Here is a 26,513-nt window from a genome sequence, read left to right as displayed (position 1 = left end):
GTTTTCGGCCTGCGACACGTTCGCCGCGCCCGCCGCACAGCCGAGGCCGCGCGATACCCCTCGCGACCACCGTTACGCGCGACCTCCCGGGCGATCACCGAATGATGCCTGCCCAACAACCGGCCAATACACCGCAACGATCTTCCCGCGCGTAATTCCCGCGAAATCGTCTCCCGCTCTTCCACACCCAACACCACACGACACGCCACCGAGGCAATCTCCGATCACTCATGAACCCATGAAGATCATCTCACAGGCGGCGCATCGACCCATTGAGGTCAAGGTGCGCCGTTGTACTTCTCGATGATCTTTTGTATTTGATCAGTGGCTTCGCTCAAGGCGTCGCCTTTCAACCCGTGTTTCTGCCTTAGGTATGGTGCGACGCTAGGCAGCCCCTTTGGGGGCGTCACGCCGATGAAGGCGAAGGCGTCAGCCTCATCCAGTTCGAGTGTGTGCACGAGGTGCTGCACGTGCTCTGCGGATGGGCTTTCAACTTCGTCGTGCAGGATGCGCCTAATGGTCATGAGATTGACGCCGCTTGCGGCTGAAAGCTGCCGCAGACTTAAGCCTGCTTCTTGCCTTCCCTGTTCGAGGTATTGACCCAGGGTGGTCGGTTTCTTTGCTTCGTTCATTTAGGTTTTCCCCTTACAGAAATAACTATAAACGAAGTGTGTCTATTTCGACACAGTGGAATTGACAACAATCAAGGATTATCGCTTTCATCTCTGGAATTGCGAAGAGTTCGCAGTATGTGGCTTGCCCGGTCGCTGCTGACGTGCAGCACCTTCCGCAACTCATCGCGTGTGATCGGCTTGCCGTGCTCGGCACGGTGCGCGTTGTCAGCGGTGCGGGCGGCCTCAATGAGGTCGTCCTCGCCGGCGTCCGCGGCGACCTGGTGCTCGGGCAGCTCCGTACCGAGTGGCTCGGCTTCGTCCTCGTCGTCCTGGCTGCGCAGGACGGCCAGGTGCGAGAGCAGTCCGAGGACGGCGGGCGGGACGGCTCCTACGAGCACAACGATTGGCCATGTCACGGTGAGCACCTTCGCGGCGATGAGGTGCCACGCCGCATTGCCGACCAGCGATAGCCCGATAGCCCCGATGGCGTTCCAACGGGCGAACCGACGAGCCGCTACTGAGCCAGTGGCCTTGGACAGCCACACCCGCGTTGCGGTCATGGCGTAGGCGTCGATCGTGAACGGCAACAGCGGCGCCAGAGCTTCCGGCCAACCGGTCGCCGCTGCCAGCGAGTGCAGACCGGAGAAGCTACTGACGGCCGCTGCGCAGGCGGTGACGGTCATGCCCGTGACCACCCACCAGTCGCGGGACTGTTGCCTACTCATGAGGGGTCTCGCTGAGTTCCGCGGTGAGCCAGCCCACGGCCTCGTCGTGCAGCACCACGGCGAACAGCTCGTCGGCCGGAGCGGGCAGCTTGGCCAGCACAGCGGCCACCACCTCACGCCGTTCCAGCGTCGGCACGGTGACCAGGACGCGCGGTACGACATTGCCAGGACCGAGCTTACCGAGGTTCACGAAGTCGATGTACGCCAGGAACTTGCCGCGCAGTGTGGGGGTAGCTTCGGTGGCGAGATCGACCTCCACCCACCAGTGGTCGGTGAACTCGCCTGCGGAGATCGACAGGTAGGCGTCGGGCTTCATCCATCCGCCGGCCCCGTTTGGCCACCACGCGGCGGGCTCGGCCTGGAAGTCGTCGAGTGCGAAGCTGTCGACTTGGGATCGTTCGACCAGCTGCACATACAGCTCACTCGTCGCCAGCGTGTGCGCGACGAAGCGATCCCCGATCGTCCCCGGCCGCCGGATGCGCTCCTTGGACTGCGACAGGTCGCGGCGCAGGCGAAGCAGCCGTTCCCCGGCAACGTCAAGCGCATAGGTGAGCTGGGCCGAACCGCGGAGACTGCCGCCCACCCGACGCGCCAGAGGCATGAGGGCCTGGGCGTCGACCAACCGCTTTAGTACCCGCCAGCGCACGACGGATCGGCTCTTGCCACTCAGGTCGGCGAAGTGCAGGCGTTCGAGCTGGAGGCCGGTCACCAGCCGGAGCCGGTTGACCGCTTCGAGGATCAGCCAATCGCGTTCGGTCAGCGTTTCGGCCAGCGCGACGACGAGCGCCGACCGGACACGACGGCCGGAGGACGGAGTGGGCGGGAAGGCGCGAGGCGTCATGCCGAGTCCTCCTTGAAGAGGAGGAGGCATTTCGTTGGCGCTATCGGCCTGGCCGTGCCGTCTGACATCGGTGGCCGCGAAAGGAGGTGCCAGGCGACCCCAACGCCGAAACCAACACGCCGCAAGGCCAGGTTCATGACGAACCCCCGCGCTTCGCACGGCCGATGCGCGTACCCGTTGGCGTCTCGATGCGGGAGCGCAACGCCGCTTCGACGTCCGCGCGAGGCGTGCCGTAGCGGTGGCGGCTCTGCTCCGAGAGCACGGCGACATCGTGAATTGGCGGGCTGAGTGGGCGAGTCACACCGGTTGCGGGCAGGCGAGTCTGCCCGCCGACGCTTGCACGTACGGCGACCTCGTAGACCGGCAGGCCCTTGAGGTCGGCGGCCGTCATGGCGGGTGCGAAGCGCTTCTCCAGAGTGCGGGCGTCGTCGTGATCAAGCTGGAAGGCCACCTGCGAACGCGCGGTGCCGAGAACAGCTGACTGCACCTGGCGGGGTAGCTGGTCGAGGTACTGGTGTGCGAGCGTCAGCCCGAGGCCAAGCCCGCGCGCCTGGGCAAGCATGTCGGCAAGCTCGTTGTCCGAACCCAGTCTCAGCACGTCCTGGAACTCATCGAGGTAGGCCCACGCCGGACGACGCTTCTCAGCGGGAACGGCAGCCCGCCCTAGGGTGGCTTGCCAGAGCGCGGCCATGAGAAGCGAGCCAAGGAGATGCGCCGTCTCGGTGCCGACGACTCCCTTGCTGAGCGGTACGAGCACGATGCGCCGCTTGCGGAACACGTCCGCCAGGTCGATGCCCTTGCTCTGGCCGAGCATCAGGCGAAGTGACGTGCGGGTGGTCAGGGTGCGCAGCTTGTTGAGGCTTGGCCCGATGACCTGTGCGCGTTCGCCCTCGCTCATGTGCTCGTAGGCGGCCCAGAAGCTCCGCACCGTGTCCGGGACGCCGGCCTGCGCCGTGACGAACTTGCGGAAGGTCGGATTGAGCAGCAGTTCGGGAACCTCGGTGAGCGCGAAGGCCGAACCGTCCGCGGCCCGCGTGTGAGTCAGCGTCAGCAGGCAGTTGCGGAGTACGTCGCTCGTCCTCGGTCCCCAAGACGAACGCCACAACTCCGAGAAGACGTGCACGACGTGGTCCACGACAAGCTCACGTTCGTGCTCGCTGCGACCGACTTGCAGGACGTTGAAGCCGACCGGGAAGTCCGTTGCGGACGGATCGAGGACGATGACGTCCTCCGTCCTGCTGCTCGGTACGCGGGACAGGACGTCGGCCACAAGATCGCTCTTGGGGTCAAGGAGCACCAGGCCGTCACCGCGCTCAATGTCCTGAAGCGCCGCGTTGGCGATGAGCGTGGACTTGCCCACGCCCGTCGGCCCGATGAGGTGCAGGTGCCTCAAGCGGTCTTCAGTCGTGAGGGTGAGCGGCCGGTTGAGAGCGCCGGGGAAGTTGCTATCGGCCAGCACGAGTCCCTTGCGCGCCATGCCTTCCGGGGGCGGAAGCTGCCGTGAGCGGCCGAGCTCCAAGCCGGGGAGGTAGACGTTGCCCAGAGGGATGCCGAGCAGTCCGGCGGCCTCGTTGGTGTTCAGTCGCATCGGCCAGACGGTCAGCGGTAGCGCACGCTTGTAGAGGCGTTCGGCAACAACCGATGCGCCGAGGAACCCTCGCGGCAGGAAGGACACACCGGGCGCGTCCAACATCTTGAAGGCGTTGGCGACGCGATTGAGCAGGCTGATTGCCCTCGCCCTGTTCGATGCGCTGATGGCGACGCGCGCCACTCCGTTGAAGACCGGCGCGGCGTTCTTGGCGCGTACTGCGCGGGCCAGCTCGGCAGCGTCGTCCTTGCCCGGCAGGAAGGTCCGCGAGCCCGAGAGAATCCACTGAATGCGCACGGCCTCGCTGGACGCGAGTGGGTGCAGCCCGGACAGGAGGGCCGTGACGGCGGACTCCGCTCGGTCGTGCCCGAGGGGTCGTTGCAAGTTGGTCAGCTTGTACTCGCTCGCCACGCGAACCGCGGAACGGTCGGTGAGGTAGTCCGGGGCCTCTTCTGTTCGTACTCCCGGCAGCGCCGAACGCAGCCGTGCGAGCGTGCTGGCCTCCTGACCAAGCGGGACGAGCAGGTAGTAGCGGATGCCTTGGTGGGTTGCCTGCACCTCGAAGCTGACCGGCCAGCGACGGGTGTCAGCAGCGAGCACGCCGAGCCACCCGGTGATCTGGTCGGGGGTGAGTCCGCTGGGCAGTTGCAGGCGGTAGGCGACCAGCCGAGTACGCCAATATCGGGACTCCAGCCAACGGGCCGCGAGGATGAGCGATAGGATGAAGAGGCCGCCAGCGGCGGTCAACAGCGCCAGGATCATGACGCCTCCTGGCCGGGGTCCGGCTGTGTGGCCGGACGATCGGGCTTGGCGGCGTTCTCGCTCAGGCGGTGCAGGGCGAAGGTGATGAGCGCGTCAGCGAATCGTTCGAGGTCGAGTTCGGCGCGGCGTTCGCCAACGACACGAATTTTCTTTCTTGGTTTGTCCATAGGGAGCCTTTCCGTTGGTTATGGCTGCATGAAGCAGCCGAGCTTGCGAAAACACGGATGCACTCCCTTCTTGTTGTTATGGAGCTGACTGGCGGCGCGGTCGAGCCGTAGAAATTACAGCCGCCGAGCCGCCAGAGAGGCGGCTGTGAATTCCGCAGCGCTTGAAGTTCCAGTCAGCGCCGACGAATACCGCGGAAGATGAACCAGTAGATGACTCCCAGAGCTACCGCTGTGACAAGGATGGGGACGAGCGGCGCGAGCAGCCAGTAGGCCACCCGCGCCACCCCAGCCACCAGGAGCACGAGCAGCAGCGCACCGAACACGGCGGTTAGCGCCTTGCTGAACCTTCCTGGGTGCATGACCCGTCCTAGCGGTAGTCGTAGGTTTCGAGGTCCAGCACGCGCAGCTCCTCAAGCAGATGCCGGCGGCGGGACCGGTGACGAACTGTCGCCCCGTCCTCGCTCTGGCGCAGCCTGCGCCATGACTTCATGACGACCTGGTAGCGGCGCCCGTGGACTCCTCGGTACGGCTGGTAGCGGCTCATCTCGGCCGCCTCCTGCGAGCAACGCGGCGGTCGTCGCGCTCTTCCTGGGTGAGGTTGTCGGGCGTGCCGTCGTCGGCGAACCACTTGCGCCAGACGGCCAGGCCGACCAGGCGCATCGTGACAGCCACGAGAATCAGCGAGCCGAACAGAACCAGGAACTCGGCCTGCTCCGGGGTGATCTGACTGTTCATGTCTGCTCCTCGGGATCAGCCCCGATGTCCGGGAGGGCGGGCAGGTTGGCGGGTGCGAGCTGGCGCGCGGCGATGCGGCGCTTGGCCGCTGCGGTCTCCTGCTCGCCCTCTCGGATGATCTGGAAGAGCTTCACGACCGGCGGGCCAACCAGCAGCGTCAGCGTGACCAGCTCGACCGTGAGCAGGGTGTAGTAACCGGTCAGTGTCATTGGGTGATCCCCTTTCGGAGGTGGTAGGCGCGGGCGAGTTGTTCCATCTCGGCGCGCGACTTCTCGTACTGCGTGTTGGTGCGCTCAATCGCCTGCGCCGCCTGAGTGCGGGCCTGCCGCAGCTCCCACCAGTGGCAGAACCACGACCAGCAGGCCCACGCGCCGAGCGCTAGACCGGTGAGAGCGAGAACGCCGAGAAGAACCCAGCTCGCCAGCACGAGCAGGAGCTGTCCGTAGCGCTCGAGGAAGGCGACGGCGTAGGCGAGAATGACCGTCCCGATGAGAAGCCCACCGATGACCCGCATCAGGCGTCCTCGGACTTGGACGGGTTCTCGGCGCGGCCGGCGAGGTCGACAGCCCACGTCATGCAGGTGGCCCCGATCTCGGCCAGTAGGTGAGCGAGCTTGTCGTCCAAGGCGGCGACGCGCTGACCCATGATTTCCGGGTCGATGGCGTCCATCTAGTACCGCCGGTACATGGAGCGCTGCTCGCTGACAAGGCACAGCACGAAGCCGACTTCGACCTCCATGAGGAGGTTGTTCAGCGTCTCGTCACCGCGGGCCAGGATGCGACGCTGACGGTCGAGAGCCGTCAGGTTGCCCATTGCCTGTTCGGTGAAGGCCGCCAGGCCGTCACCCTTGGCCAGGCCGACGCTGGTTGCTCGCCGCACCGTGGAGAGGTCGCGGGCGAGCGCGCGGCCTCCCGGCGTGAGCATGGACGGCAGGTTGCTGCCGTAGGGGTCGAGTTGGGTCACGGGATACCTCCTGGTCAGATGGGTTGTTCTCTGTCGCGAGAGACACAATGCTTGGCAGAGGTCGTGCTCGTTGAGTGGCGAGCAACGAGCGAGCAAGCAAGCGCGCGAAGATCGAGCGCAAGGGAAACGGGAGGCCCCGTGGGAGTGCCGAGGAGCGCGGCGCATGTCGTCTTGGGTGACTACCTGCGCACGGTGCGTGAGGCGTCGGGTCGCGTTCAGCGGGACATGCCCTACAGCAGCGGCCACGTCTCGGCTGTCGAGAACGGTTGTTCTATGCCATCTGTCGAGATGCTAAGGACCTACGTTGACCTCGGCGGCGACTACAAGACCATCGCCACGTTCTATGCCGCAGCACGGAAGGCGACCGAAAAGAAGAAGCGGCAGCAGAGGGCCGCTCAGCGCAAGTTGACGAACGTGGCGAGCAATGAGGCCGACGACATCCTCACGGAATTTCAAAAGACCATCAGAAAGATATCCGCCAAGATTGGTGGATTTTCGCAAACGAGCTACGCCCTCATTGGACAACTGGAAGAGCGACTAGAAAAGCGGCAGGCTGAGTTGGATGACGACGACCCGTTGCTGACCCTCTTGAAGAACGGCTCTGACGATGAGTGGGCGGGCGGGTTCTAGCCATTTCTGCTGATGACGAAAACAACCCGACGCCTTGATCTGCCTGCTAAGAGTTCAGATCGAGACTTCGGGTTGCTTGCCGACCTATTTTTTCTCCGGGTCGGCGGGCGGATGAGCACGAAGTCGTGCGGTACGAACGCGGCTCTAGGGCTTCGGCAATGGGTCGGGGTAGATCGAGAGGTGGTCCCCCTCGTCCCCGTTGAGCCTGAGCCCGAATTCCTGCGCCGTACGGTCGCCCTGACTTGCCAGGAACTCCGTAGCTTGGAGTTCACCGACCAGGTGTTCCACCATCGAGGCGTTGCCCAGGCCGATGACCCACAGCAGGTCCGCTGCGTGCCGCTGCGCTTCGGTCAGTACCACCACAGACTCCGAACGGCTGTCTTCCAGCTCCGCACGGAATGATGTAGCGATCAGCTCGCCATCTGTCGCTTGGGAGATCATCAAGCCCTCGTCGCCGAGAGCGAGATCTCCACGGACACGGATGGCGGCTCGGACTTCGGCGAGCGCACGGCGAACACGGGGTTGCGCAAATACCTTGGTCAGGTATTCGATATTCGCAGCATCCATTTGTTGTCTCACTTCCTGGGCAGGATATCCACCCTCGCGTGGACCGCAAAGAATTGCGATGCAGGCGAGAGGGGTAACCTGGGAGGGCGCCAAATGGATATGAATAGATTAAGACAGATTTGTTGCAAAATGTCAATATCCAACAATCGCCCTCAACTGTGTAGCCGCACGAGAATTTCACTCAATTCCTGATATTCCTGACTGCCGGTAAGCCTGCGCAGCTTCTCCCGATCCTGTGCATTGCCGTGCCGCTGGACGTAGCGAGCCATTGGAAGTGCTGCCGAGAGTAGGGCCGACAGGAGGAAAACGGCCCGGTCTTCTACTTGGGTCTTTGCCACAACAAGCCTCCGTCTAATTCTTGGCGAACTGCGCTGCCTTACAGCCCTTCCAGTCCCTCAAGCACGCGCTGGAGTAGCTCCCGATCAACTGACGCCGCCGGCCTCCGGGTGGTGTCCACAGCCTTCGTCCGAATCCGTTTCGGGAGGCCGATCGCGGTCAACTCGTACAGGGGCGGCTCCAGCTCGCACCACACCACCCGACCCGCGTCGGTTCGGTAGGAGTTCCAGCGCGAACAGAGCGACGTCACGGCATCGGCCCACGTCGGCGGTTGGTTGTGTCGGTCGGCCACCTCGACAATGACGCCGGTCTCCAGGAGCACCAGGCGCACGCGGATCAGCGCGAGGTCGGTCAGTTCCGTCCAGCGTGGAGACGGCTCAGGCACTCCTGTTGACGCCACAGCTTCCGAGATCAACGCGGAGAGCACGGCTTCGCCGTTGTTGCCCAGCTCGTCCCGCTGCCACTCCGTGAGGGTGCAGCGCAGGAACATCACACCGACGCTCGCCGCCGTGGACGTGGCGGCCAAGGTGAGGTCGGCTATCGCCTTGGGGCGAGGCTGCTCAACCATCGACCGCGGGGCCGGGATGGTCGGCCGGTTCGACTGCTCCGGCCGAGAGCCCAGGCTGTCCGCTACCACCGTCATCGACAACGCCTCCTTCAATGACCATTCCGGCTGTGCTGTCCGCACGCTGTTTGATGTGCTCGGCCAACCTCACGAGCCGCAGGGCAAAGACGATCTGGTCTTCGCGGGAGATGTCGTCGCTCAGCAGACCCGCGACGAACTGACCAGCGTCGGTGTTGATGCCTTTGAGCTGCTGGACAATCGCCATGCTCAGGTCGCGCCGATCCACTACGCACCGCTCGGTGTCAGTACGTGGGCGTTAGCGTCCGCTTCCAGGCGCGTCATCATCTGTCCACACAGGAGTCGGTGGCCCGACAGGTGATCCATAGACGGCACGACGACATGCCGTGCTTCGGCGCGCCTGAGTTCGGCAACCAGTTCCTCGAACGCCGCGCGTGAGCCGTGCTGGTGCTCGAAGAACGTCGTTGCGTAGCAATAACCCTCGGTCTCGGAAAAGCGCTGCATCTCCGCGACCGCGCGGTCAAGATCGTCGTCCGACACATCGTCGGGTGCGCGCATGTAGCCGTACATCAAGGGTTTCACGATGTTCTCCGCACAGCTGGGGGCCAGACCGGCGACGGGCACGCAGGCTCACCGTCACCGGTCTGGCCGACTGGGGTGGCGACTCCTCAGAGGGTGAGGTTGTGATCCGCGAGCACTGCCCGCTCACACGGGAAGGCGCAGCCGCACACGGCGCATAGGCCGAGGTCGTTGGCGTGCTCGTTCAGCACGACCGTGGCGAGCTGGTGCAGAGCTTCGACTTCGCTACCGATGTCGGCTTCCGTGATCGTCTCGACCATGCCCGCTCACCCCGCAGCCGGAGCGAAGAAGGTCAGCAGCCGGTCACGGATGAGCGCCGCGGACTGCTCGGGAGGTTGGCGGTTCACATCCACTCGCAGCACGTCGAAACCCGCTTGAATCAATCGCTCCGTGGCCTGACGGTAGAAGTGGGTCTCAGCGTGCGAACTGCCCGGCGAGAGCTGGAAACGGTTGTGCGGCCCGCGCTCGCTGAGTCGTTCCGAGATGACCTCGGGGTCGGCTTCAAGGATCACGGCGAGGTCGGGCCGGTCAGCCTCGGAGTTCAGTCGCCAGAGGAACACCGGGTCGATGCCGTCGAACCGCTGCATCACTAGACCTGACGGGATGTACCTGTCGCTCAGCACAACGCGGCCGGCCTCGGTGTGGGGACGGACTTCGGCCTCAAGGTGGTGGTAGCGATCGGCCGCGTACAAGCAGGCGAGGGCGTGACCGGTGGTCGTCTCAGTCAGTTCGCGGCACAGGGCGCCGATAGGGCCTTCGCTCGGCTCAGCCGTGACGTGGACATCCTCGCCAGCGGCGACGAGCAGTTGGGCGAGGTGCTGGACAATCGTGGACTTCCCGGCACCGCTTGGCCCGTCGACGCTGACGAACAACCCACGCTGGTGGTCAGAGAAGGGCCTGAGACTCATCTTCGCCCGGCTTCTGGCCGGTGGTCGCCAGCTCGATAGCGGTCATGGCATCGGGGGTGAGGCTGATCTGCTCGGCCGCCAGGTTCTCGCGGAGACGTGCACTGGAACTGGTTCCGGGGATCGGCACCATCACGGGCGAGCGGTGCAACAGCCAGGCGAGCGCGAGCTGTGCCGGTGTTGCGCCGTAGTCCTGAGCGATCTGCCCCAGGGCATCGGAAGTCGCCAGCGCTCCGGCCGCGAGGGGCGCGTACGGCACGAAGGGGATGCCAGCCATCTCGCAGTGCTGGAGTACGTCTGCTGACGCCCGGTTGGCGACGTTGTACTTGTTCTGGACGGCAGCGACGTCAACCAGCTCACTGGCCGTGCGGAGCTGTTCCAAGGTCACCTTGGACAGCCCGATACCGCCGATCTTCCCTTCGGCCTGCATGTCCCGCATCACGGCGAGCTGGTCTTCCAAGGGAACCGCGGGGTCGATGCGGTGCAGGTAGTACAGCTCGATCTGTTCGACCTGGAGCCGCCGAAGACTCATCTCGACGCACTGGCGCAGGTACTCCGGCCGCCCACACGGTGCCCACCGGTTCGGACCTTGGCGAGTGACACCACCCTTGGTGGCGATGACCAGGCCCTCGGGGTAGGGAAGCAACGCCTTGCGGATGTACTTCTCCGCAGTGAACGGGCCGTAGGCGTCAGCGGTGTCGATGTGCGTCACGCCCGCGTCTACAGCATCGCGGAGCACCTGCATGGCCTGCTCCGGGTCGTCCGGTGCGGCCCAGTGGCCAGGGCCGGTGAGCTGCATGGAGCCGAAGCCAATGCGCCTGCCGCTAGAAAAGAGCATTCTCGTCGCCCTTCTCGGGAGGCTGGCCGCGCAGTTCTTCCAGGCTTGCGGCCTTGGTGGCGAGCAGGACGAACAGCCGCGCGGCAACCAGCGCGTCATACGTCGCCCGGTGCGGGTTGAGGTCGTCGGGCAGCCCCTCGGCCAGGCTGTACGCCTCGACCAAGTTGCCGAGCCGGTAGCTGTCGAGGCCAGGCACGAGCCGCCGCGCCAGCTTGAGCGTGTCGAAGACCTCCGGCGACTCCCAGTCGGGGAGCTTGCGCTCAAGCACACCGAGGTCGACGTGGGCGTTGTGCGCAACGAGGGCGTCAGCGTCCAGGGCGGCGAGCACGTTGCCGGTGATGGCCTCGAACGACGGGCAGTCGGCCACGTCCTTGTTGGTCAGGCCGTGGATGCGCGTGGCGAAGTGCTTGATCGGGCCGTTCGGCTTGACCAGCCAGCTCAGCGGCTCCCCGATGACCCCACCGACCACGGGCACGGCGGCCAGCTCCACCAGGTCGGGCGGCTGCTGGCCGTTGCCCTCGACGTCCACGACCACGAAGTTCAGGCTCGTCCAGTCAGTCATCTTGCGTCTCGCCCTTCCAGCCGATGTCGGCACGGCCGTGCCGCCGTTCACGGTGCGGGTGGCGCACGTCGTGAACCTGGAAACCGAGGGTGTGCTGCAGGTAGTAGCGCGGCTGCTCGGTCTCCAGGCCGGACACCACGGCCGCCCGCTCGGTGATGTCCACGACCACAAGACCACGAGCCTCGGGCAAGCGTCCCGCGACCTCCCGCAACCGCTCGGGTGACGGTTGCGTGTGCGCGTTCCGGCAGAGTTCGAGCTGACTCAGCGGGCAGATGTCGCACAGCTCCGGGATGCCGATGTGACCGTTGTAGTCCGGCAAGCCGTGCGCGTAGGCGACCGCACAGCTCGTCTTGCGGAACAGCGGCGTGGCGGCGTCGAAGGTGGCGAGCACCCGCTGTTCCAGCGTCTCGGGCACGATCTTGCGCCGGGCGGTGTCCTCGTACGGCTCGGGCAGGCCGTTGGCCTTGTAGTACTCCGCGATCTCGTCCCGGTAGAACAGGCCGGTGAACACCGTGGCGTCGGCGTGCTGGGCGAGCTGGTAGGCCGCGTCCAGGTGTTCCGGCGAGTCGTTGAGACCGGGCACCAGCGGACGCCAGTAGAGAACTGTGCGGTACCGGCGCCGCGCCGGCGCGCTCATGAGCTTCAGGGACTCAGCCGCCACGGACGACGGGTAGGGCTCGATGTCCTTGTTGTCGATGCCGCTGTACGTGAACAGCAGCGTCAGCTTGATGTGCTTGAGCTGGTTCAGCCGCTCGATGTCCTCGGGCTTCATCTGGTGCCGCGTGATGACGAGGACGTGGTTGGTCAGCTCGCGCTGATCCAGGTCCTCTAGCACGGCGAGGGTGTGCGGCCGGACGACCGGAAGGAACGGGTCGGTAGCCCGGTTGAACACCTGCACCGGGGTCACGTGCGGCTGGAAGTACCGGTGAGTCACCAGCTCTTCCACGGCCTGGGCGTCGGACATGAGCGCCCGCGGTACGCGCTGATCCCACAGGCCATAGGTGTGCCGGATGCAGTACGCGCAGTCCAGCGGACACCCTTGAATGTGGTTCAGGCTGAGGCCGCTCTTGCGGTACTCCACGACTTCACGGGCGCGGTCGGGAAGCTTGTCGATCTGATCCCTGCTCAGCAGGGCAACACGGGTCGCCACTGGCTACTCCCAAGTCCCTTGTGGGCGGACGCGGTTCGGCGTCTCCATCCGGAGAGTAGAGAGGAAAGACAGCGGTGAATAGAAAGTTTCTTGGTATTTCTCGAAACGACACGAACGGGTGAGGCGTCAAGAAATCAGAAGGTCCAAGGGCAAGGGGGGCTTGCAAGTACCGCCCATAAACACCCGCAGCTTCAGTGACTTCGGCCGAGGACTGGAGAGATGTATTGTCCGACTCGGACGTTGCTCCATCCGCCTAGCCCTTGTCCTAGGCTTTCGTAGATGTGCTGATTGAATGGGATCAGATCACTCGGCACTCCAGCGTAGCCCCCGAACTCCTTGAGCTGTTCGTCAGTTGCATGATGAATGGCCCAATTGAACTTGTCGTAGAGCGGTGCCTCGTTGAACAGGAACCAGAAGTACGGCACTGTCGCTGGAACTGCGCTGGTTGCAGCACGAAGGGCGGCCGTGGCGGGATCGGCAATGTACTTCTTTGGCGATGACTCGAACAGCGTTGCTAGCTCGTCGAGGATTCCTGCAAGCAAGTAGCAAACGTATGAGTACGCCAGCAAGCGGGAAGTCTGCGTGTAGTCATACTCCATACCAATCATCGGTGTGCCAGAGTGCCAGTTGGAACGCTCGTGTAGGTCACGCACCGCATTATTGGTGGGGTGCAGGAACGTTCCGAGGAAGGTGTAGTGAGCTTCGAGACGATGACGTACCGCTTCGTCAATCAGGCCGTTCAACTCAAGGCACATAACCAGTGCGTCGTAGCCAAGGAAGTGCCGGTACTTCAGGTGGGCTTCCTGGCGGTGTCCTTTCATCGCCTTCTTTAGGTCAGCTGGACGTTCGTAGTATTCGAAGTAGTCAGCCTCATCGAGCCGCATGATCTCGGGCCGGAACTGCTCGAAGTGGAAGTAGTACATCGACACCGGCAACTTCTCGCCGTCCTCAAACCTGATGCCGTCGTACACGAGCATGACGTGGCGCGCAGCACGAGGATGCTTCCGGAAGTCTACGCAGTCGGTCTTTCCGTCCGCACGCTCCTGCTCCCAGGCGCGCTTCCGTTCATTAAAAAATTCAGCGAACTCGGCTGGAGTCTTGTTGCTGAGATCCCAGACCTTGAAATACTTGTCACCACGACAGATCAGAATAAATAGGAGGTAATGCTCAAGTAGCGAGCGGCAAAGCCCTAGCGCGTCTCCGATCCGGTCAGCCTCGATAAGTTTCAGACAGCTGTCCGCAGTCTCCATCCGGAAGTTGACGAAATCAATCACATCGCCATGCGTTGCGAGGTGAGTCTCTCCCGTCTTCTTTTGGGAACCCCACGAGACGTAGGCCCGCATTAGCTCTCGGGCCAGATTGGCAACGCGCTCGATTTCGGCTTCAAGTTCGGGTGTTCGTGCTGGATTAATCATCGCACCTCTTATTATATATCGCCTCAGCCTTGATCTTTCTGGTCATCTTCCGCCGCCAACTCAGTGATGACCTGGTTAATGATGGTGCGAGCGCTGCGCCCGTAGCTAGCAACAGCAGCCAGGTTGTCGAAGATGCCACCGTACAGCGCCAGCTCCTGCGGCTGTGCAAGGTTCAGTTCGGCCGAGAAGGTCTCGACCATCACGCGGTCAGCGTTGAGAATCCAGAAGCCGTGAGCGGGCGCGACTACGTACGCGGTCTCAAACCCGATGATCCCGAGCTTCACGTTCGGCAGGGCAGTCAGGGAGACGAGGCGGTCAAGCTGCCCGAGCATGATCTCCGGCGGGCACAGCCGGTAGCGCAAGGCGGCCTCGGTCAGCACGAAGTGAAACCGCTTGTCCGGCCGGTACAGGATGTCCTGGCGCTGCACGCGGGCAGCGACCGCTTCGTCAATGTCGTTGCGCACCTTGAACACCGTGATGCTCTGGGCGAAGCGGTAACGGGCGTACTCGGCGGTCTGGAGCAGGCCCGGGATGAACGTGGACTCGAACGCCCGGAAGAGCCGGGTCTTGGCGTCGAGGTCGGCAATCTCCTGCTGATGCGGTTTCAGGCCGACACGGAGCTGTCGTTGCCACTCGGCGTGCTGGACTTCGAGGGTATGCAGAGAAGCAAGCAGTGCTTCCGTCTCGTTCTCGCTGCTGGTCGCTCGCGTCCAGTCCCGGATGTCGTCGTCAGTCGGCGTCTGCTTGCCGTTCTCCAGCTTGCTGACCTTGGAGGGCGGCCACGACAAGGACTCCGCGAGTGCCCGCCCGCTCAGTCCGGCGGCGGTGCGGAGCTCGCGGAGTCGCTTGCCAAGTGCATCACGAGCTTCATGAACGCTGGTGATGCCGGTCGTTCGCTTCGGTGGCAAAGTCGTCCCGTCGTACGGCGCGGTGCCAGGCAGCATCGCGCCAGTAGTTGTGCTGCACAATCTCGGCGGGATCTTCGATCAGTTCGCCGCCCAGGAAGTTCTCATCGCTGTCGAAGTGCATTCGCACCAGCTTGCGCGAGTCGAACAACCAGTAGTCGTAGTCCGGCAGGCCGGCAGCGTCGTGACGCGCGAGGTAACGAGTGACCTCACCGACCCTATTGGTGTAGCCCGAGCAGTAGATGCCGAAGCGGCTGTAGGTCGTGAGCGGCATGGTGACCACCCGGACACGGGTGAACAGTCGCCCTTCCGCGGTGGCCTCCTCGATCATGCTCAGCCAGTTCTGGAACCAGCCCATGTCCACCGGCTCACCCGCCGTGAACTGTTCGAGGGCCTTGGCCTCGTTCGCAGACTTGTAGAGGTCGCGCGTCTCCAGCCGGAAGGCGGTGTGCTCGAAGCTGCGGAAGAGCTGGCCGAACTCGGGGCCGGGTTCGATCATGCGGCTCAGCGCTGGCCCTCCTGCTCCAGGTAGCGGAGGGCGTACATCTTGAGCACGTCCTCCGGGATCTCGATCAGGGTCTCATGGTCGGGAACCTCGCCCACATCAGCGAGCACCTGCGGATCGGTGACCTTCCAGCCTTGGGCGATGTACGTCACCCGGTCGGTGCGATCAGTGGCGAACAGGGTCGGGGACTGTCCCTCCTGGGACTCCGGGTCCTTGCCGAGGAACTGTGCACGCATCGTTGCCTCCGTTGCGAGAAACTTGGCGAACCGTTCTCGACCATCGTGGCTCAGGGGTGGCCACCCGTCAACGGGGTGCCGGTTGGTGCGCGCGAGGAGGGGCCATCTGAGCTACCTGGCGTGCGGATGCCAGTAGGCCACGGAGTAAAGCCAGACATGCAGAATGCTTGCCAGAATTACGGCCGCCACGAGGATAACTCGTCGCTTCCGAGTCGTTGCGAACTTGGCTCCAAGCAAGCAGATAAGGATAACAACAGGTATGAGCCATTTTAGACGCCCGAAGCCGTAGATTGTGTCGTGCTCAAGCAGTATCGCCGACTCCAGGAGGGGGAATGAAGCCACAAAAACCACCCCCGAAGCAAATCCGTGGAATCGTCTTTTCATAGCTAATGTGTAAGCGATCAGCATGTAGCCGCCGTAGTCCACCAGCATTGTGGTGAAGAATCTCCACAGCATTACGGGGAACGTCATAGTCTTCGCTGCAATGGTGCGCGTCTGTGCTCGGTGAGCGACTATGCTGAGGTAATCTCCCAGGCTTGCGCCTGTCGCCATGAGCACCTGAAGTACGATCAATAGTAATGCCAGAAGCATACCGCCGAGCATGAACAGGTAGTTCAGATAGGCCCGCTGCTTGGTTGTGACGTACTTGTAGCCTCCGTAGAACAAGAAGCCGACCGTGCTCACGACCCCGGTCCATGCAATCAAGCTCATGCTGAGCCCGAGGCCCAGGCCTTCCCACCATTTCAGTTTTCCCTGGCGCCGTACGAACACGATCAAGGCGGTGAGGAAAACCGGCATGAGCAGCTGATGTGCCCAGTACACGTTCATGTGGTACCAGAGCGCGCCTGTGGCGAACAGGTAGATCGTCGCACCCAGTACCCCGATCAGCCTGTCCCGCGTCAGCAAGCGACACAAGTAGTACATCAGTAGGACGGAGACCAGATGTATCGCAAGACTGAAGACCTGCATACTCATGAAGGTTGCTGGCGCATCGAACACGCGTAACGCCCCGTAGAGCGCTATGAACATTGCGGGTGAGAACGATGTATAGACGGTGAGTTCTGGTGCTGCCGCATTCGCAAGAAACTGAGGATCAGTCCCGACGTAAGGCAAGAACTTGTGTACCGCCACTGGATACACGTCGTAGATGTCGAGGACGTACTTGTCGTGAAGCCAAACCTCGGTATCGGTCCACTGTCCAAAGTCGGTATAGACAGCCGCCTTGACGGGGTCGATATTGAATGAAGGCAGGCGGATAAGAACCGATATGCCGAAGAGCAGGATGAGTGTAGCCAGGGGCCACCATTTGGAGAACAGATTTCGCAGCAACATAAGCTTTGTGATAAGTATAGTTGAATGGTAGGTAAGTGTGAATGCCGATGCTGCGTTTCTTTCGAGGTCGGGGGCAGGTCCGTGGACCCGCCCCCGACGCTCGTTGTCACCCCTTCGCTGTGATCAGGCGGTTGCCTTCCCATCCGCTGTCGGCGTTCCACGCCCGGACCTGGTTGAAGTCACCGAATCCGTTGCCGTACCAGATGTCCATGTCCAGCACGCCGTTGTCGTGGTTGAAGAAGATGGCGATGTCCGGCTTGCCGTCGCCGTTGTAGTCGCCCGCTCCGATGGGGATGAAGCGGTTGCCGTCCCATCCGCTGGAGGACCACGGCCCGCTCGGTGTTCCCGACACCCTGTTGGCGCTCCCGTACCAGACGCGGAGGTCCACCAGGTTGTTGTCGTGCCGGAAGAACATCGCGGTGTCCGCCTTGCCGTCCCGGTTGTAGTCAGCCACGCCAGCCTGGATCAGCCGACTGGCATCCCACCCGGAATCGACGTGCCACGGGCGGTCCAGCGTGAAGCCGCCGGAGCCGTTGCCGTACCACACGTTCTGGTCCACCATGCCGTTGTCGTGGCGGTAGAACGTGCTGATGTCCGGCTTGCCGTCGCCGTCCAGGTCTCCGACACCAGCGGGGATGATGCGACTGCCGTCCCAGCCGACGCCGGTCCACGGACCTGCGGGCTCGGACGGGTAGCCGTTGCTGGCGCCGTACCAGACCCTCAGGTCCACGAGGTTGTTGTCGTGGCGGAAGAAGGCGGCGATGTCCGCGCGACCATCACGGTTGAAGTCGCCGGAGCCGGCCGGGATCAGCCGACTGGCATCCCACCCGTTCGCCGTCCACGCCCTGACCTGGTTGAAGTCGCCCAGTCCGTTGCCGTACCAGATGTCCAGGTCGACGATGTTGCCGTCGTGCCGGAAGAAGGCCGCGATGTCGTCCTTGCCGTCACCGTTGAAGTCGTCCCGGCCTGCCGGGATGATTCGACTTCCGTCCCATCCGACGCCGTCCCAGGAGCCGAACGGCCCTGGGGGATAGCCGTCACCCTTGCCGAACCACTCCCGCATGTTCACCAGGTTGTTGTCGTGGCGGTAGAACGCCACGATGTCCGACCGGCCGTCGCGGTTGTAGTCAGCCTTGACGGGACATCCGTCCGCGGACCGGCCGAAGACGGTCGGGCAGCGGTCGTGGTTGTCGTCCACACCGTCGCCGTCCGTGTCCGGTGGCGGCGGAGCGGGCGTGTCCTCGATGTCCCTGAAGTGGATGTAGCCAGTGGGACTGCTCTTGTTGATGGTGCGCCGGTTGTAGTTGCCGTTGTAGTCGTAGTTGTACTCCTGGATCGTCACCGTCGTGTCACCGACGGACTCGACCCAGGCGACGTGACCGTAGCCACCACCGTGACTGCTGTCCCACCACGCGACGGAACCCTTCTTCGGGCTCTTGTCGACCGCGTAGGTCGGTTTGGCCCAGACGCCCCAGTTCTCGGCGTTGCCGATGGCTCTGGGCATCTCGAAGCCGTTCCGGTCGTGGAGCGCCCAGGCGACCCACGAGGTGCAGTACCGGGAGTAGTAGCCCCAGTCGTCCACCTTCGCGCCGAGTGCGTAGTCCTTCCACTGCGACGGGTAGTTGTCGCCCTCACCGGCATGAGCTGCCGGAGCGGCCACCAACATCGCGGCGAGGAAGGTCAGCACTGCGACGACGCTGTGAACCAGCGTTCTCGTTCCGCGTCCTTGCGCGGTCGTGTGCGTAGTACGCACATCAACTCCTTAAGAGGAGGGCTGAATGCGCGACCAGGCGATTCGCCTAATCAAGGTGCGAAATGCGCTTGGGTAAATTGCGCGCACCTTAATCACTTATAAAACATATTTCAAGGAGAAATTCAATAGACAAATTGAATTCCAAGAAATGGCAACAGGGGTCGAAAAAGAAAACGGCTCCGTCCCGACCGCTTATGTAAAGGGTCGGAACGGAGCTCTAAGTCGCGCTCGCCACTCACGCGCGTGGGTTCAGAGCGCGAACACTGCTCAGTACGTCAGCGCCTGACACTGCGCCTTAGTCGCGGCCAGCAGCCGACGAATGAGCCTTGCGAACTTGCCCTCCTCGATTCTCGGTTCCAGCGTCATGGACTCGAACGCGATGCCGTGCCGGATGGTCAGCCACTCGTCACCGCCGTCGACCTGGTTGATGAAGCACAGATCGCGGTAGTAGAAGGCGGTGCCGATGGCCCAGTTTCCGTTTCCGATCCGCTCCAGCTCGTCCTCGACAGCCTGCTTGGTGCGGGTCACCCCGGCGCTGGCAACCTTGGCAGATGGCTTACGGCGCATCACGGCTCCATATTCTGCTGGAATGGGCTCGGCAACCGTTTGCACCAGAAGCTGCCGTCATCGTCCTCAATCTCGTACTCCTCGCCCGGCAGTGTCTCGTATAGCTCTGAGATGCCTTCTGCTGTGTCCGCGGCCTTGCAGCGCGCGCCATCTGGCCCGGTGTGGATCAAGTAGGCCATGGGGCACTCGCACGCCGTCCCAAAGGCGTAGAACCGACCGTGCATCGCCTCGCCGACGAGGGCGGCAGGGTAGTACACGATGTGCTTGCCGCAGATTGTCGGCAGCTCGACCATGCCACCGACAGCGTGGCTCGGCGTCAACTCAGTTGCGGGCTGCCACGGTTGCAGCTCGATGTACTGCTCGGTCGAGCGGAAGTCCTTGCCGCCGGCGAAGCCCAGGAACCCGTCATCTTCGAGAGGCTGTCCGCTCGGCCAGGTGACCGGCCCCGCTAGCGGCCAGAACTGAGGCAGCCGAATGGACACGCGGACCTGGAGGCTCGGCGTCGTGAACCGCACCCCCTGAAGCACGAGCTGTCCGAGCACGATGGTCATGGCGTAGGCCTGCGGCCGGTCGGGCTCGGGCAAGCCGTCGACGCGCACCGCCAGCGGCGTGACCCGGATCGACCAGCTGCGAACTCCTTCGTATCGTCCGGCCCAGAACTGGCTTGCCGGGAGCGGCGTTAGTTCGTCCCGGAGCAAGTACAACTCGTGGTACTCCGAGACCGGGAGCCCGTAGCCTCTGTCCCGATCCGCCTCGGAGGACACCAGCATCGCCGTAAGCGCGGTCTTCTGTACCCATGCCGCGATTGCCCCCTGGTCCGCCGCCTCGATGCGGCCAGGCTGGCCCAGGACGAGCGGGGTCAGGACGCGCTGCGCGACGACTTCGAGGCGGCTCATCCAGCCGTGGTTGCAGTCGCCGCAGACGTCCCGGACTTTCTGGCGGAACGGCGGGCGCACGCCGAGTTCGCGCCCAATGCTGTTCAGCCAACCAGCACCGTGCGGCACCGGATCAAGGTCAAGGCCGATCTTGCTCAGCCAGTCTCCCAGCACATGCTCGCCGGTAAGGGTATCGGCGGAGCCGCAGAAGACGCAGGTAGCGGGCATGGATCAGCCAGCCTGGGTTGGGTCCGACGCGACCCAGGATGGGGGCGATTGTGTGCATGCGCGCAGGAACCGCTCGACGTCGAAGCGGTGCTCACGCAGTCGCCGCTCGGCCGTCTCCAGCTGCTCCTCGGTGAACAGCTCCCGATACCACGGCAGCAGCACGAACGCCTCGACGCTCATCTCCAGTCGTCCGTGCTCCCAGAGGGTGGTGAAGCCGTCCGAGGCGTCCCGTCCGCGCAGCAACTGGCGGGCGGCTTCGGCGCCGCCCAGTTCGCCGACCATCTCCATAAAGCGGGTCGCGTTGTAGCTAATCTCCCGCTTGAGGCGTGCCACGCCGAGCACCATGGCGCGGTGGAACTGCCGCTCCGCCTCACTGCTCACGACGCTCCCCGGATGCTCTGGAGGAACTTCCCGGAGCCGTCGTCCAGCATCCAGAAGGACCAGCCGTTGCGGTTGGGACTGACCCCAGGCTTGTAGTGCGCCACCACGGCGCGAGCGGCACCGGTCGGCGTCTTGAAGCTCTGCCCACTGAGCGGCCCCGACGTGATGTCGATGCGCGTCGTCCTCGGGTCGTACCTGCCCTGCGTGCGGTGGCCTTCGTAGTCGGCGTAGATCGTCACGCCGCTGGATTCCTCCCGTTGCTTCGAATCCTCCTCGGCCGAGGGCGCCGGCATGCTGGCTTCCGCCACCAGCCGGGCCACCACTTCGCCCGCCGTGCAGCCGCTGATCCGGGCCGCGAACTCCAGCGACCGGTAGGTCTGCTCGTCCACCTCAACTGTCGTCGGCAACGCGTCTCCTCTCTCTAAAGGGAGCGTAGCAACAAGGGAGGAGATAGAGCAAGCAAGCGGAGAGAACGGAGCATGCTGGAGGTCGGCGGCAACCAGCCACGGGGATGTGCACCGCCGGTCTGGCTCCACGGTGCGCCCACGGCGTCGGGCCGTGCGCCATCCCCGTGACTGTCAGTGGTGGTCCGTAGAATCTCCCCGTGAGCGATTCAGACAAGTCCCAGCTGACCGAGACGGAGATCCGTACCCGGTACATCACGCCTGCCCTGAGTACCGCCGGTTGGCCCCTGACATCGCTCCGCGAGGAGTACTACTACTTCTCAGCTGGACGCATCCAGGTGGTCGGCAAGAAGGGTGTGCGCAAGAAGCCCAAGAAGGTCGATTACCTGCTGGAATGGCGTCCTAACCTCCCGATCGCCGTGGTCGAGGCCAAGGACAACAACCACGAGCCGGGCGACGGGATGCAGCAGGCGATCGAGTACGCCGAGCAGCTTGACGTGCCCTCCGTCTTCACCAGTAACGGCGACTCGTTCATGTGGCACGACCGCACCGGCCTCCGGCCGGAGGTCGAGGTCGAGATCCCGCTGGAGCAGTTCCCCTCTCCCGAAGCCCTCTACCAGCTGTACAAGCAGTGGAAGGGCATAGAGGACGCCGACGAGCCGGTGATCGCAGGTCAGTTCTACGACGACGGCTCGGGCCGCCGGCCGCGCTACTACCAGCGCATCGCGATCAACCGGACGCTCGAAGCGATCGCCAAGGGGCAGCGCCGGCTGTTGCTGGTCATGGCCACCGGGACGGGCAAGACCTACACCGCCGCGCAGATCATCTGGCGCTTCATGGAGTCCTTCCGGACGATCAACCCGGGCAAGGGCCAGGCCCGCGTCCTGTTTCTGGCCGACCGCAACATCCTGATCGACCAGACCATGATGAACGACTTCGCCATGTTCAAGGGCCGCATGGCCAAGCTCAGCGCCTCGCGGGGGACCATCTCCAAGGTGGCGAATGCCGATGACCCGGACGGCGCGGGCAGCAAGGTCGTTGACAAGAGCTTTGAGTTGTACCTCTCCCTGTACCAGGCGGTGACCGGTACCGAGGAGATCGACAACGTCTACAAGCAGTTCTCGCCCGACTTCTTCGACCTGATCATCGTCGACGAGTGCCACCGCGGCAGCGCCCGGGAGGACAGTGCCTGGCGGGGCATCCTGGAGTACTTCGATTCGGCCATCCAGCTCGGTATGACGGCTACGCCCAAGGAGACGAGGACCGTCAGCAACATCGACTACTTCGGTGACCCGCTCTACACCTACTCGCTGAAGCAGGGCATCGATGACGGCTTCCTGGCCCCGTACAAGGTCATCCGCACGGCGCTCGACGTCGACACCTTCGGCTGGCGCCCTGAGGAGGGGCAACGTGACGACGCGGGCAACTTGATCCCCGACCGGCACTACACTGGCGAGGACATCGATGACTCGATCGTCTTCCCGGAGCGCGACAAGCGGGTTGCCGAGCGGATCACTGAGTACCTGAAGAGCACGGATCGCTACGCCAAGGTGATCGTCTTCTGCCAGGACATCCCGCACGCCAACCGCATGCGCCGGATACTGGCCAACCTCAACGCCGATGAGGTCCGTAAGGACTCGCGCTACGTCATGCAGATTACCGGCGACGACCAGCAGGGCAAGCAGGAACTCGACAACTTCATCGATCCTGAGATGCCCTACCCCGTGATCGCGACCACCAGCAAGCTGCTGGCGACCGGCGTGGACGCCCAGACCTGCAAGCTCATCGTGCTCAACAGCCGGGTCGAAAGCATCACCGACTTCAAGCAGATGATCGGTCGCGGCACCCGGGTGCGGACGGACTACGACAAGTGGTTCTTCGTAATCATGGACTTCAAGAACGTCACCAAGCTGTTTGCCGACAAGGACTTCGACGGCGATCCGGTCAAGGTCTACGAGCTCCCGCCCGACGGCGACATGAACGATGCCGTCGAAGAGCTGGACGACGTCGACGAGACCGCGGGCGAAGGCGAGGACGACGAAGGTCCGGAGCAGTGGGTCGAGCGGCCGGGAGCGCGCAACGTCCGGCGCAAGCGGATCGTGGTCAGCGGCCAGGCCGTGACGATCATCGGCGAACAGGTGCAGATGCTCGGGACCGACGGCAAGCCCCTCACCTCCAGCCTCAAGGAGTTCGTCCGCAGCGGCCTGCTGGAGCGGTACCCGACCGCAGACGCCTTCGTGAGCGCCTGGTCGGCTGCGGATCAGCGATCGGCTCTGCTCGACGAGCTGGTGGACGCCGGCATACCGCTGGAAGACCTGGTGGAACAGTCAGGCCTAGCGCTTGATCCATTCGACATGGCCCTCGACGTTGCCTACGAACGTCAGCCGATCGAGCGTCGGCAGCGGGCAGCAGCAGTCCACGCGAACGGCTACCTTGGCAAGTACCAGGGCCAGATGCGCTCCGTGTTGGAGGCGCTACTGGAAAAGTACGTCGAGTCCGGCGTGCGCTCGTTGGAGGACATCGGGGTGCTGCGGGTGGAGCCCTTCCGCTCGATGGGCGGCCCCATGGAGCTCATACGATCCTTCGGAACCCGCGAGACCTATTTCAAGGCCGTGCGTGACCTTGAGCAGCAGTTGTACCAGGAGGCGCAGTGATTTCGTCCACGCTCATCAAGTCCATCCAAGACGTCATGCGGCAAGACCAGGGTGTGGACGGCGATGCGCAGCGCCTCAGCCAGCTTGTCTGGATGATCTTCCTCAAGATCCTGGACGACACCGAGCAGGAGCTGGAGCTGATGACCGACGGCTACGTGCCGGCGATCCCAGCGCAGTACCAGTGGCGGGCCTGGGCGGGCGACGAAGAAGGCCTCACCGGTGATGGCCTCAACGACTTCGTCAACAACGACCTCTTCCCGGCGCTGCGCAAGCTGAGCGGCGGCACCAACCCGCGGACCCTGATCGTGCGCGAGGCCTTCGAGGACTCGTACAACTATATGAAGAGCGGCACGCTGCTGCGCCAGGTGATCAACAAGATCAACTCGATTGACTTCACCGTCCGGGCCGACCGGCACCAGTTCAATGACCTCTACGAGAAGCTCCTCAAGGACCTCCAGAGCGCTGGCAACGCCGGTGAGTACTACACGCCGAGGGCGCTAACCCAGTTCATCGTGGAGATGGTGAACCCCCAGCTCGGCGAGACCGTGCTGGACCCGGCCTGTGGCACCGGCGGCTTCCTGGCCAACACCATCGACCACCTGCGTGGGCAGGTGAAGACTCCGGACGACGAAGCGCTCCTTCAGGCCTCGCTGCGCGGCATCGAGAAGAAGCAGCTGCCGCACCTGCTCTGCCTGACGAACATGATCCTTCACGGCATCGACGCTCCGACCGCCATCCGCCGCGCCAATACCCTGACCCGTCCGCTCCGTGACTATGGCCCTGCCGACCGTGTTGACGTGATCGTCACCAACCCGCCCTTCGGTGGCGTCGAGGAGCCAGGGGTTGAGCAGAACTTCCCGCAGAACGTCCGCACCCGGGAGACCGCCGACCTGTTCCTGGTGCTCATCATGCGCCTGCTGAAGCCGGGAGGGCGCGCAGGAATTGTGCTACCAGATGGCACATTGTTTGGAGAGGGGGGAGCTAAGGAGCGCATCAAAGAGCAACTACTCCGAGACTGCAACTTGCACACGGTCGTCCGCCTCCCAAACAGCGTCTTCTCGCCGTATACCAATATTGCCACAAACCTGCTTTTTTTCACGAAGGGCGAGCCGACAAAAGAAGTCTGGTTCTTTGAGCATCAGTTGCCGCCGGACATGAAGGCGTACAACAGGTCTCGGCCTATCCGCGTGAGCGAGTTTGATCCGGAACGAGCGTGGTGGAACGAGCGGGTCGAATCTCGACGAGCATGGAAGGTCCCGATCGGAGATGTTATTGACAGAGGCTACAACCTTGACTTCAAGAACCCCTACTCTTTCGATGCTGAAGAAGAGAGTACGGGTGAGCTCTTTGAGCGATGGCAGGCGAAGCAGAACTCCGTCCGTGACATCCTAGTCACTATCCGTGAAACCCTGATGAGGACTTTGCGTGACGATTGAGCAGAAGTTGACGAGATCCGCCTTCAAGGATCTCGCCGAGGGGAACAGCCAGTTCGCGCTTGAGCACATGTGCGACCTGGTCAAAACGGCTGAGGATGTCGCCCCCCTGGAAACCGCGATCCTGCAGTTGGCAGTGACGGGGCGGTTGACTCGATCAACCGAGCAAGACGAACCAGTAGAGGAACTACTGCTCCGCATCAAGCCTGAGGCACTTGATTCTTGGCCTCTCGTGGACGCCAAGGGAAACCCAAAGCCCGAACCGTATGCGCTACCTGTGCAGTGGCGATGGGTCATGCTTGGCGCTCTTCTCACTAATATTGAGGCAGGCTGGAGCCCAAGCGCTCAAGCTCGCCCCAAGGAAGGTGACGAGTGGGGCGTGCTGAAGGTGAGCGCTTGCTCTTGGGGTGAGTTTCGACCTGGTGAAAATAAGGCTCTAAAGGAAGGTCAGCTTCCCCGGACGGAGCTGGAAGTGCAAACCGGTGACTTCCTTATTTCGCGAGCGAACACAGCGGAGTTGGTTGCCCGAAGTGTCGTGGTCGCGGAAACGCCTCCCCATTTGATGCTGAGTGACAAGACTTTGCGACTCAAGGTGGGAGACGGTTGCTGTCCGCGCTACCTGAATCTGGCCAACCGTGCTGCAGTCGCGCGGGCGCATTACGAAGATGAAGCAAGTGGTACGAGTAGTTCAATGAAGAATGTGTCGCAACGCGCTATTAGGCGTACGCCCATCCCTCTCCCCCCTCGTGAGGAGCAGGACCGGATTGTGGCGATCGTTGACGAGCTGATGGGTTTGCTGCTGAAACTGCGTGTGGAGATGGCGGCGTAATCCACCCCCAGTTGGACAGAGTTTGGGAAAAGGTATGCGCCCGCCTGGCAGAACACCATGTCCGTCTCCTTCTGCGACGTGCTAGGCACCGGGAAGCGATGCGACTGTGGCCACCTGTATCCGGCGGGGAGACGAAGGGACTCGGCGCTCCCCGACTAGTGTTCCGTGATTCTGGTTGTTTTACGCAGGTCTGATGGATCTTGGTGTTGGCTGTGCCGGTGGAGTTGACGGTGGATCAGCTGGGCGAGTTGCGGGCACTGGTGAACAGGTCGGACGTGTCCGGCACGATCGCGACCAGGGCTCGGATCGTGTTGTGGTGTGTGGAGGGCAGGCGGAAGAAGGAGGTCGCTGTGCTGGCCGGGGTGTCGCGGCCGACGGTGGACCTGTGGCTGCGTCGCTATGCCTCGGACGGAGTGGCGGGGCTGGGCGACCGGTCTCACGCGGCGCCGAG

The 26,513-nt window shown here is 63.4% G+C and carries 37 protein-coding genes; 6 read left to right on the top strand and 31 right to left on the bottom strand.

What is annotated here, in order from left to right:
* The 5 genes from C503_RS45330 to C503_RS0135550 form a co-directional block, all read right to left on the bottom strand.
* Positions 1-185 (bottom strand): helix-turn-helix domain-containing protein (locus C503_RS45330; protein ID WP_169514656.1); only part of this gene is annotated, 185 nt, incomplete at its 3' end.
* Positions 186-278: 93 nt separating this feature from the next.
* The gene (locus C503_RS45325) at positions 279-632 is read right to left on the bottom strand and encodes a helix-turn-helix domain-containing protein (protein ID WP_084477487.1); all 354 of its coding nucleotides are present in this window, start codon (positions 630-632) and stop codon (positions 279-281) included.
* Between the two features lie 71 nt (positions 633-703).
* Positions 704-1,297: a DUF2637 domain-containing protein gene (locus C503_RS0135560; RefSeq protein WP_033401412.1), complete on the bottom strand. Its 594-nt coding sequence runs from the start codon at positions 1,295-1,297 to the stop codon at positions 704-706.
* 34 nt (positions 1,298-1,331) lie between these two features.
* Positions 1,332-2,180 carry a replication-relaxation family protein gene (locus C503_RS0135555; protein ID WP_018686984.1) on the bottom strand — a complete coding sequence of 283 codons (849 nt, stop codon included), beginning with the start codon at positions 2,178-2,180 and terminating at the stop codon, positions 1,332-1,334.
* A gap of 133 nt (positions 2,181-2,313) precedes the next feature.
* On the bottom strand, positions 2,314-4,530 hold the full coding sequence (locus tag C503_RS0135550; protein WP_018686983.1) for a type IV secretory system conjugative DNA transfer family protein: 2,217 nt from the start codon (positions 4,528-4,530) through the stop codon (positions 2,314-2,316).
* 68 nt (positions 4,531-4,598) lie between these two features.
* Here C503_RS0135550 and C503_RS46505 point away from each other — a divergent pair, with 68 nt between their 5' ends.
* Positions 4,599-4,808, top strand: coding sequence for a hypothetical protein (locus tag C503_RS46505; RefSeq protein ID WP_156893740.1), 210 nt, complete (start codon positions 4,599-4,601; stop codon positions 4,806-4,808).
* Positions 4,809-4,870: 62 nt separating this feature from the next.
* Here the strand turns inward: C503_RS46505 and C503_RS44160 are convergent, their stop codons facing one another.
* From C503_RS44160 to C503_RS0135510, 7 genes are read right to left on the bottom strand one after another with little or no spacing between them, the layout of a single operon-like run.
* Entirely contained in the window at positions 4,871-5,020 is a 150-nt protein-coding gene (locus C503_RS44160; RefSeq protein ID WP_018686981.1) for a hypothetical protein, read from the bottom strand.
* Between the two features lie 44 nt (positions 5,021-5,064).
* Positions 5,065-5,241, bottom strand: a complete 177-nt coding sequence (locus C503_RS47110) for a hypothetical protein (protein WP_018686980.1) — start codon at positions 5,239-5,241, stop codon at positions 5,065-5,067.
* Complete coding sequence (locus C503_RS0135530) at positions 5,238-5,432, bottom strand: hypothetical protein (protein ID WP_018686979.1); 195 nt, start codon at positions 5,430-5,432, stop codon at positions 5,238-5,240. Before C503_RS0135530 ends, C503_RS47110 begins: the two co-directional genes overlap by 4 nt.
* On the bottom strand, positions 5,429-5,641 hold the full coding sequence (locus tag C503_RS0135525) for a hypothetical protein (RefSeq protein WP_018686978.1): 213 nt from the start codon (positions 5,639-5,641) through the stop codon (positions 5,429-5,431). Before C503_RS0135525 ends, C503_RS0135530 begins: the two co-directional genes overlap by 4 nt.
* Complete coding sequence (locus C503_RS0135520; RefSeq protein WP_018686977.1) at positions 5,638-5,946, bottom strand: hypothetical protein; 309 nt, start codon at positions 5,944-5,946, stop codon at positions 5,638-5,640. Before C503_RS0135520 ends, C503_RS0135525 begins: the two co-directional genes overlap by 4 nt.
* A complete protein-coding gene (locus C503_RS47105; protein WP_018686976.1) occupies positions 5,946-6,101 on the bottom strand; it encodes a hypothetical protein in 156 nt (51 codons plus the stop codon). Before C503_RS47105 ends, C503_RS0135520 begins: the two co-directional genes overlap by 1 nt.
* Positions 6,102-6,395 (bottom strand): hypothetical protein, encoded by a 294-nt coding sequence (locus C503_RS0135510; protein ID WP_018686975.1) that lies wholly within the window; start codon positions 6,393-6,395, stop codon positions 6,102-6,104.
* A 171-nt stretch (positions 6,396-6,566) separates the two neighbouring features.
* Here C503_RS0135510 and C503_RS0135505 point away from each other — a divergent pair, with 171 nt between their 5' ends.
* Positions 6,567-7,025 (top strand): hypothetical protein, encoded by a 459-nt coding sequence (locus tag C503_RS0135505; RefSeq protein WP_156893739.1) that lies wholly within the window; start codon positions 6,567-6,569, stop codon positions 7,023-7,025.
* 144 nt (positions 7,026-7,169) lie between these two features.
* On the opposite strand, the gene C503_RS0135500 is transcribed toward C503_RS0135505, so the two are convergent.
* The 19 genes from C503_RS0135500 to C503_RS0135410 form a co-directional block, all read right to left on the bottom strand.
* Positions 7,170-7,592, bottom strand: a complete 423-nt coding sequence (locus C503_RS0135500; RefSeq protein ID WP_018686973.1) for a hypothetical protein — start codon at positions 7,590-7,592, stop codon at positions 7,170-7,172.
* A 376-nt stretch (positions 7,593-7,968) separates the two neighbouring features.
* Positions 7,969-8,454: an ATP-binding protein gene (locus C503_RS0135495; RefSeq protein WP_211222520.1), complete on the bottom strand. Its 486-nt coding sequence runs from the start codon at positions 8,452-8,454 to the stop codon at positions 7,969-7,971.
* A 34-nt stretch (positions 8,455-8,488) separates the two neighbouring features.
* A complete protein-coding gene (locus C503_RS0135490; RefSeq protein ID WP_018686971.1) occupies positions 8,489-8,779 on the bottom strand; it encodes a hypothetical protein in 291 nt (96 codons plus the stop codon).
* Complete coding sequence (locus C503_RS0135485; RefSeq protein ID WP_018686970.1) at positions 8,779-9,135, bottom strand: recombinase family protein; 357 nt, start codon at positions 9,133-9,135, stop codon at positions 8,779-8,781. The genes C503_RS0135490 and C503_RS0135485 overlap by 1 nt, the downstream gene beginning before the upstream one ends.
* 44 nt (positions 9,136-9,179) lie before the next feature.
* Positions 9,180-9,350: a hypothetical protein gene (locus C503_RS47095; protein WP_018686969.1), complete on the bottom strand. Its 171-nt coding sequence runs from the start codon at positions 9,348-9,350 to the stop codon at positions 9,180-9,182.
* Between the two features lie 6 nt (positions 9,351-9,356).
* Positions 9,357-9,962 carry a dTMP kinase gene (gene tmk, locus C503_RS0135475; RefSeq protein WP_245572670.1) on the bottom strand — a complete coding sequence of 202 codons (606 nt, stop codon included), beginning with the start codon at positions 9,960-9,962 and terminating at the stop codon, positions 9,357-9,359.
* Between the two features lie 13 nt (positions 9,963-9,975).
* Entirely contained in the window at positions 9,976-10,833 is an 858-nt protein-coding gene (locus C503_RS0135470) for an aldo/keto reductase (RefSeq protein ID WP_018686967.1), read from the bottom strand.
* Entirely contained in the window at positions 10,820-11,395 is a 576-nt protein-coding gene (locus tag C503_RS0135465) for a 3'-5' exonuclease (protein ID WP_018686966.1), read from the bottom strand. The genes C503_RS0135470 and C503_RS0135465 overlap by 14 nt, the downstream gene beginning before the upstream one ends.
* Entirely contained in the window at positions 11,388-12,545 is a 1,158-nt protein-coding gene (locus C503_RS0135460) for a hypothetical protein (protein WP_018686965.1), read from the bottom strand. The genes C503_RS0135465 and C503_RS0135460 overlap by 8 nt, the downstream gene beginning before the upstream one ends.
* A 191-nt stretch (positions 12,546-12,736) precedes the next feature.
* A complete protein-coding gene (locus tag C503_RS0135455) occupies positions 12,737-13,960 on the bottom strand; it encodes a hypothetical protein (protein WP_156893738.1) in 1,224 nt (407 codons plus the stop codon).
* 23 nt (positions 13,961-13,983) lie between these two features.
* Positions 13,984-14,904, bottom strand: a complete 921-nt coding sequence (locus C503_RS0135450; protein WP_051115029.1) for a helix-turn-helix domain-containing protein — start codon at positions 14,902-14,904, stop codon at positions 13,984-13,986.
* The gene (locus C503_RS0135445; protein WP_018686962.1) at positions 14,828-15,364 is read right to left on the bottom strand and encodes a DUF6879 family protein; all 537 of its coding nucleotides are present in this window, start codon (positions 15,362-15,364) and stop codon (positions 14,828-14,830) included. Before C503_RS0135445 ends, C503_RS0135450 begins: the two co-directional genes overlap by 77 nt.
* A gap of 5 nt (positions 15,365-15,369) precedes the next feature.
* Complete coding sequence (locus C503_RS0135440; RefSeq protein ID WP_018686961.1) at positions 15,370-15,606, bottom strand: hypothetical protein; 237 nt, start codon at positions 15,604-15,606, stop codon at positions 15,370-15,372.
* A gap of 111 nt (positions 15,607-15,717) precedes the next feature.
* Positions 15,718-16,938 carry a hypothetical protein gene (locus C503_RS42135; protein WP_033401407.1) on the bottom strand — a complete coding sequence of 407 codons (1,221 nt, stop codon included), beginning with the start codon at positions 16,936-16,938 and terminating at the stop codon, positions 15,718-15,720.
* Between the two features lie 106 nt (positions 16,939-17,044).
* Positions 17,045-18,625, bottom strand: coding sequence for an FG-GAP-like repeat-containing protein (locus C503_RS43935; RefSeq protein WP_051115028.1), 1,581 nt, complete (start codon positions 18,623-18,625; stop codon positions 17,045-17,047).
* Positions 18,626-18,958: 333 nt separating this feature from the next.
* Positions 18,959-19,261: a hypothetical protein gene (locus C503_RS42125; protein WP_211222519.1), complete on the bottom strand. Its 303-nt coding sequence runs from the start codon at positions 19,259-19,261 to the stop codon at positions 18,959-18,961.
* Positions 19,258-20,361 carry a hypothetical protein gene (locus C503_RS0135420; protein WP_018686958.1) on the bottom strand — a complete coding sequence of 368 codons (1,104 nt, stop codon included), beginning with the start codon at positions 20,359-20,361 and terminating at the stop codon, positions 19,258-19,260. Before C503_RS0135420 ends, C503_RS42125 begins: the two co-directional genes overlap by 4 nt.
* 3 nt (positions 20,362-20,364) lie before the next feature.
* Positions 20,365-20,742, bottom strand: a complete 378-nt coding sequence (locus tag C503_RS0135415; protein WP_018686957.1) for a hypothetical protein — start codon at positions 20,740-20,742, stop codon at positions 20,365-20,367.
* Positions 20,739-21,131 (bottom strand): hypothetical protein, encoded by a 393-nt coding sequence (locus tag C503_RS0135410; RefSeq protein WP_018686956.1) that lies wholly within the window; start codon positions 21,129-21,131, stop codon positions 20,739-20,741. The genes C503_RS0135415 and C503_RS0135410 overlap by 4 nt, the downstream gene beginning before the upstream one ends.
* Positions 21,132-21,346: 215 nt before the next feature.
* On the opposite strand from C503_RS0135410, the gene hsdR reads away from it, so the two are divergent.
* From hsdR to C503_RS42120, 4 genes are all read left to right on the top strand, one after another.
* Positions 21,347-23,800 (top strand): EcoAI/FtnUII family type I restriction enzme subunit R, encoded by a 2,454-nt coding sequence (gene hsdR, locus C503_RS0135405; protein ID WP_018686955.1) that lies wholly within the window; start codon positions 21,347-21,349, stop codon positions 23,798-23,800.
* Positions 23,797-25,236 (top strand): class I SAM-dependent DNA methyltransferase, encoded by a 1,440-nt coding sequence (locus C503_RS0135400; RefSeq protein ID WP_018686954.1) that lies wholly within the window; start codon positions 23,797-23,799, stop codon positions 25,234-25,236. The genes hsdR and C503_RS0135400 overlap by 4 nt, the downstream gene beginning before the upstream one ends.
* On the top strand, positions 25,226-26,062 hold the full coding sequence (locus tag C503_RS46500; protein ID WP_156893736.1) for a restriction endonuclease subunit S: 837 nt from the start codon (positions 25,226-25,228) through the stop codon (positions 26,060-26,062). The genes C503_RS0135400 and C503_RS46500 overlap by 11 nt, the downstream gene beginning before the upstream one ends.
* Before the next feature lie 230 nt (positions 26,063-26,292).
* Positions 26,293-26,513 (top strand): helix-turn-helix domain-containing protein (locus C503_RS42120; protein WP_211222518.1); only part of this gene is annotated, 221 nt, incomplete at its 3' end.

It is taken from the genome of Actinokineospora enzanensis DSM 44649, from assembly GCF_000374445.1.
Classification (GTDB): domain Bacteria; phylum Actinomycetota; class Actinomycetes; order Mycobacteriales; family Pseudonocardiaceae; genus Actinokineospora; species Actinokineospora enzanensis.
The sequence above is the reverse complement of the archived record's forward strand: the minus strand, read 5'-3'. Positions and strand labels throughout refer to the sequence as shown.

Excerpts from the sequence above, each read along its gene's own strand:
- C503_RS47105 (WP_018686976.1), bottom strand. The coding sequence starts at position 6,101 with ATGGACGCCATCGACCCGGAAATCATGGGTCAGCGCGTCGCCGCCTTG.
- C503_RS0135450 (WP_051115029.1), bottom strand. The coding sequence starts at position 14,904 with ATGCTGCCTGGCACCGCGCCGTACGACGGGACGACTTTGCCACCGAAG.
- C503_RS42135 (WP_033401407.1), bottom strand. The coding sequence starts at position 16,938 with ATGTTGCTGCGAAATCTGTTCTCCAAATGGTGGCCCCTGGCTACACTC.
- C503_RS0135440 (WP_018686961.1), bottom strand. The coding sequence starts at position 15,606 with ATGCGTGCACAGTTCCTCGGCAAGGACCCGGAGTCCCAGGAGGGACAG.
- C503_RS0135550 (WP_018686983.1), bottom strand. The coding sequence starts at position 4,530 with ATGATCCTGGCGCTGTTGACCGCCGCTGGCGGCCTCTTCATCCTATCG.
- C503_RS0135445 (WP_018686962.1), bottom strand. The coding sequence starts at position 15,364 with ATGATCGAACCCGGCCCCGAGTTCGGCCAGCTCTTCCGCAGCTTCGAG.
- C503_RS0135500 (WP_018686973.1), bottom strand. The coding sequence starts at position 7,592 with ATGGATGCTGCGAATATCGAATACCTGACCAAGGTATTTGCGCAACCC.
- C503_RS0135455 (WP_156893738.1), bottom strand. The coding sequence starts at position 13,960 with ATGATTAATCCAGCACGAACACCCGAACTTGAAGCCGAAATCGAGCGC.
- C503_RS0135470 (WP_018686967.1), bottom strand. The coding sequence starts at position 10,833 with ATGCTCTTTTCTAGCGGCAGGCGCATTGGCTTCGGCTCCATGCAGCTC.
- C503_RS47095 (WP_018686969.1), bottom strand. The coding sequence starts at position 9,350 with ATGGTCGAGACGATCACGGAAGCCGACATCGGTAGCGAAGTCGAAGCT.
- C503_RS0135520 (WP_018686977.1), bottom strand. The coding sequence starts at position 5,946 with ATGCGGGTCATCGGTGGGCTTCTCATCGGGACGGTCATTCTCGCCTAC.
- C503_RS0135555 (WP_018686984.1), bottom strand. The coding sequence starts at position 2,180 with ATGACGCCTCGCGCCTTCCCGCCCACTCCGTCCTCCGGCCGTCGTGTC.
- C503_RS0135525 (WP_018686978.1), bottom strand. The coding sequence starts at position 5,641 with ATGACACTGACCGGTTACTACACCCTGCTCACGGTCGAGCTGGTCACG.
- C503_RS0135530 (WP_018686979.1), bottom strand. The coding sequence starts at position 5,432 with ATGAACAGTCAGATCACCCCGGAGCAGGCCGAGTTCCTGGTTCTGTTC.
- C503_RS0135560 (WP_033401412.1), bottom strand. The coding sequence starts at position 1,297 with ATGACCGTCACCGCCTGCGCAGCGGCCGTCAGTAGCTTCTCCGGTCTG.
- C503_RS0135465 (WP_018686966.1), bottom strand. The coding sequence starts at position 11,395 with ATGACTGACTGGACGAGCCTGAACTTCGTGGTCGTGGACGTCGAGGGC.
- C503_RS45325 (WP_084477487.1), bottom strand. The coding sequence starts at position 632 with ATGAACGAAGCAAAGAAACCGACCACCCTGGGTCAATACCTCGAACAG.
- C503_RS0135420 (WP_018686958.1), bottom strand. The coding sequence starts at position 20,361 with ATGCCCGCTACCTGCGTCTTCTGCGGCTCCGCCGATACCCTTACCGGC.
- C503_RS47110 (WP_018686980.1), bottom strand. The coding sequence starts at position 5,241 with ATGAGCCGCTACCAGCCGTACCGAGGAGTCCACGGGCGCCGCTACCAG.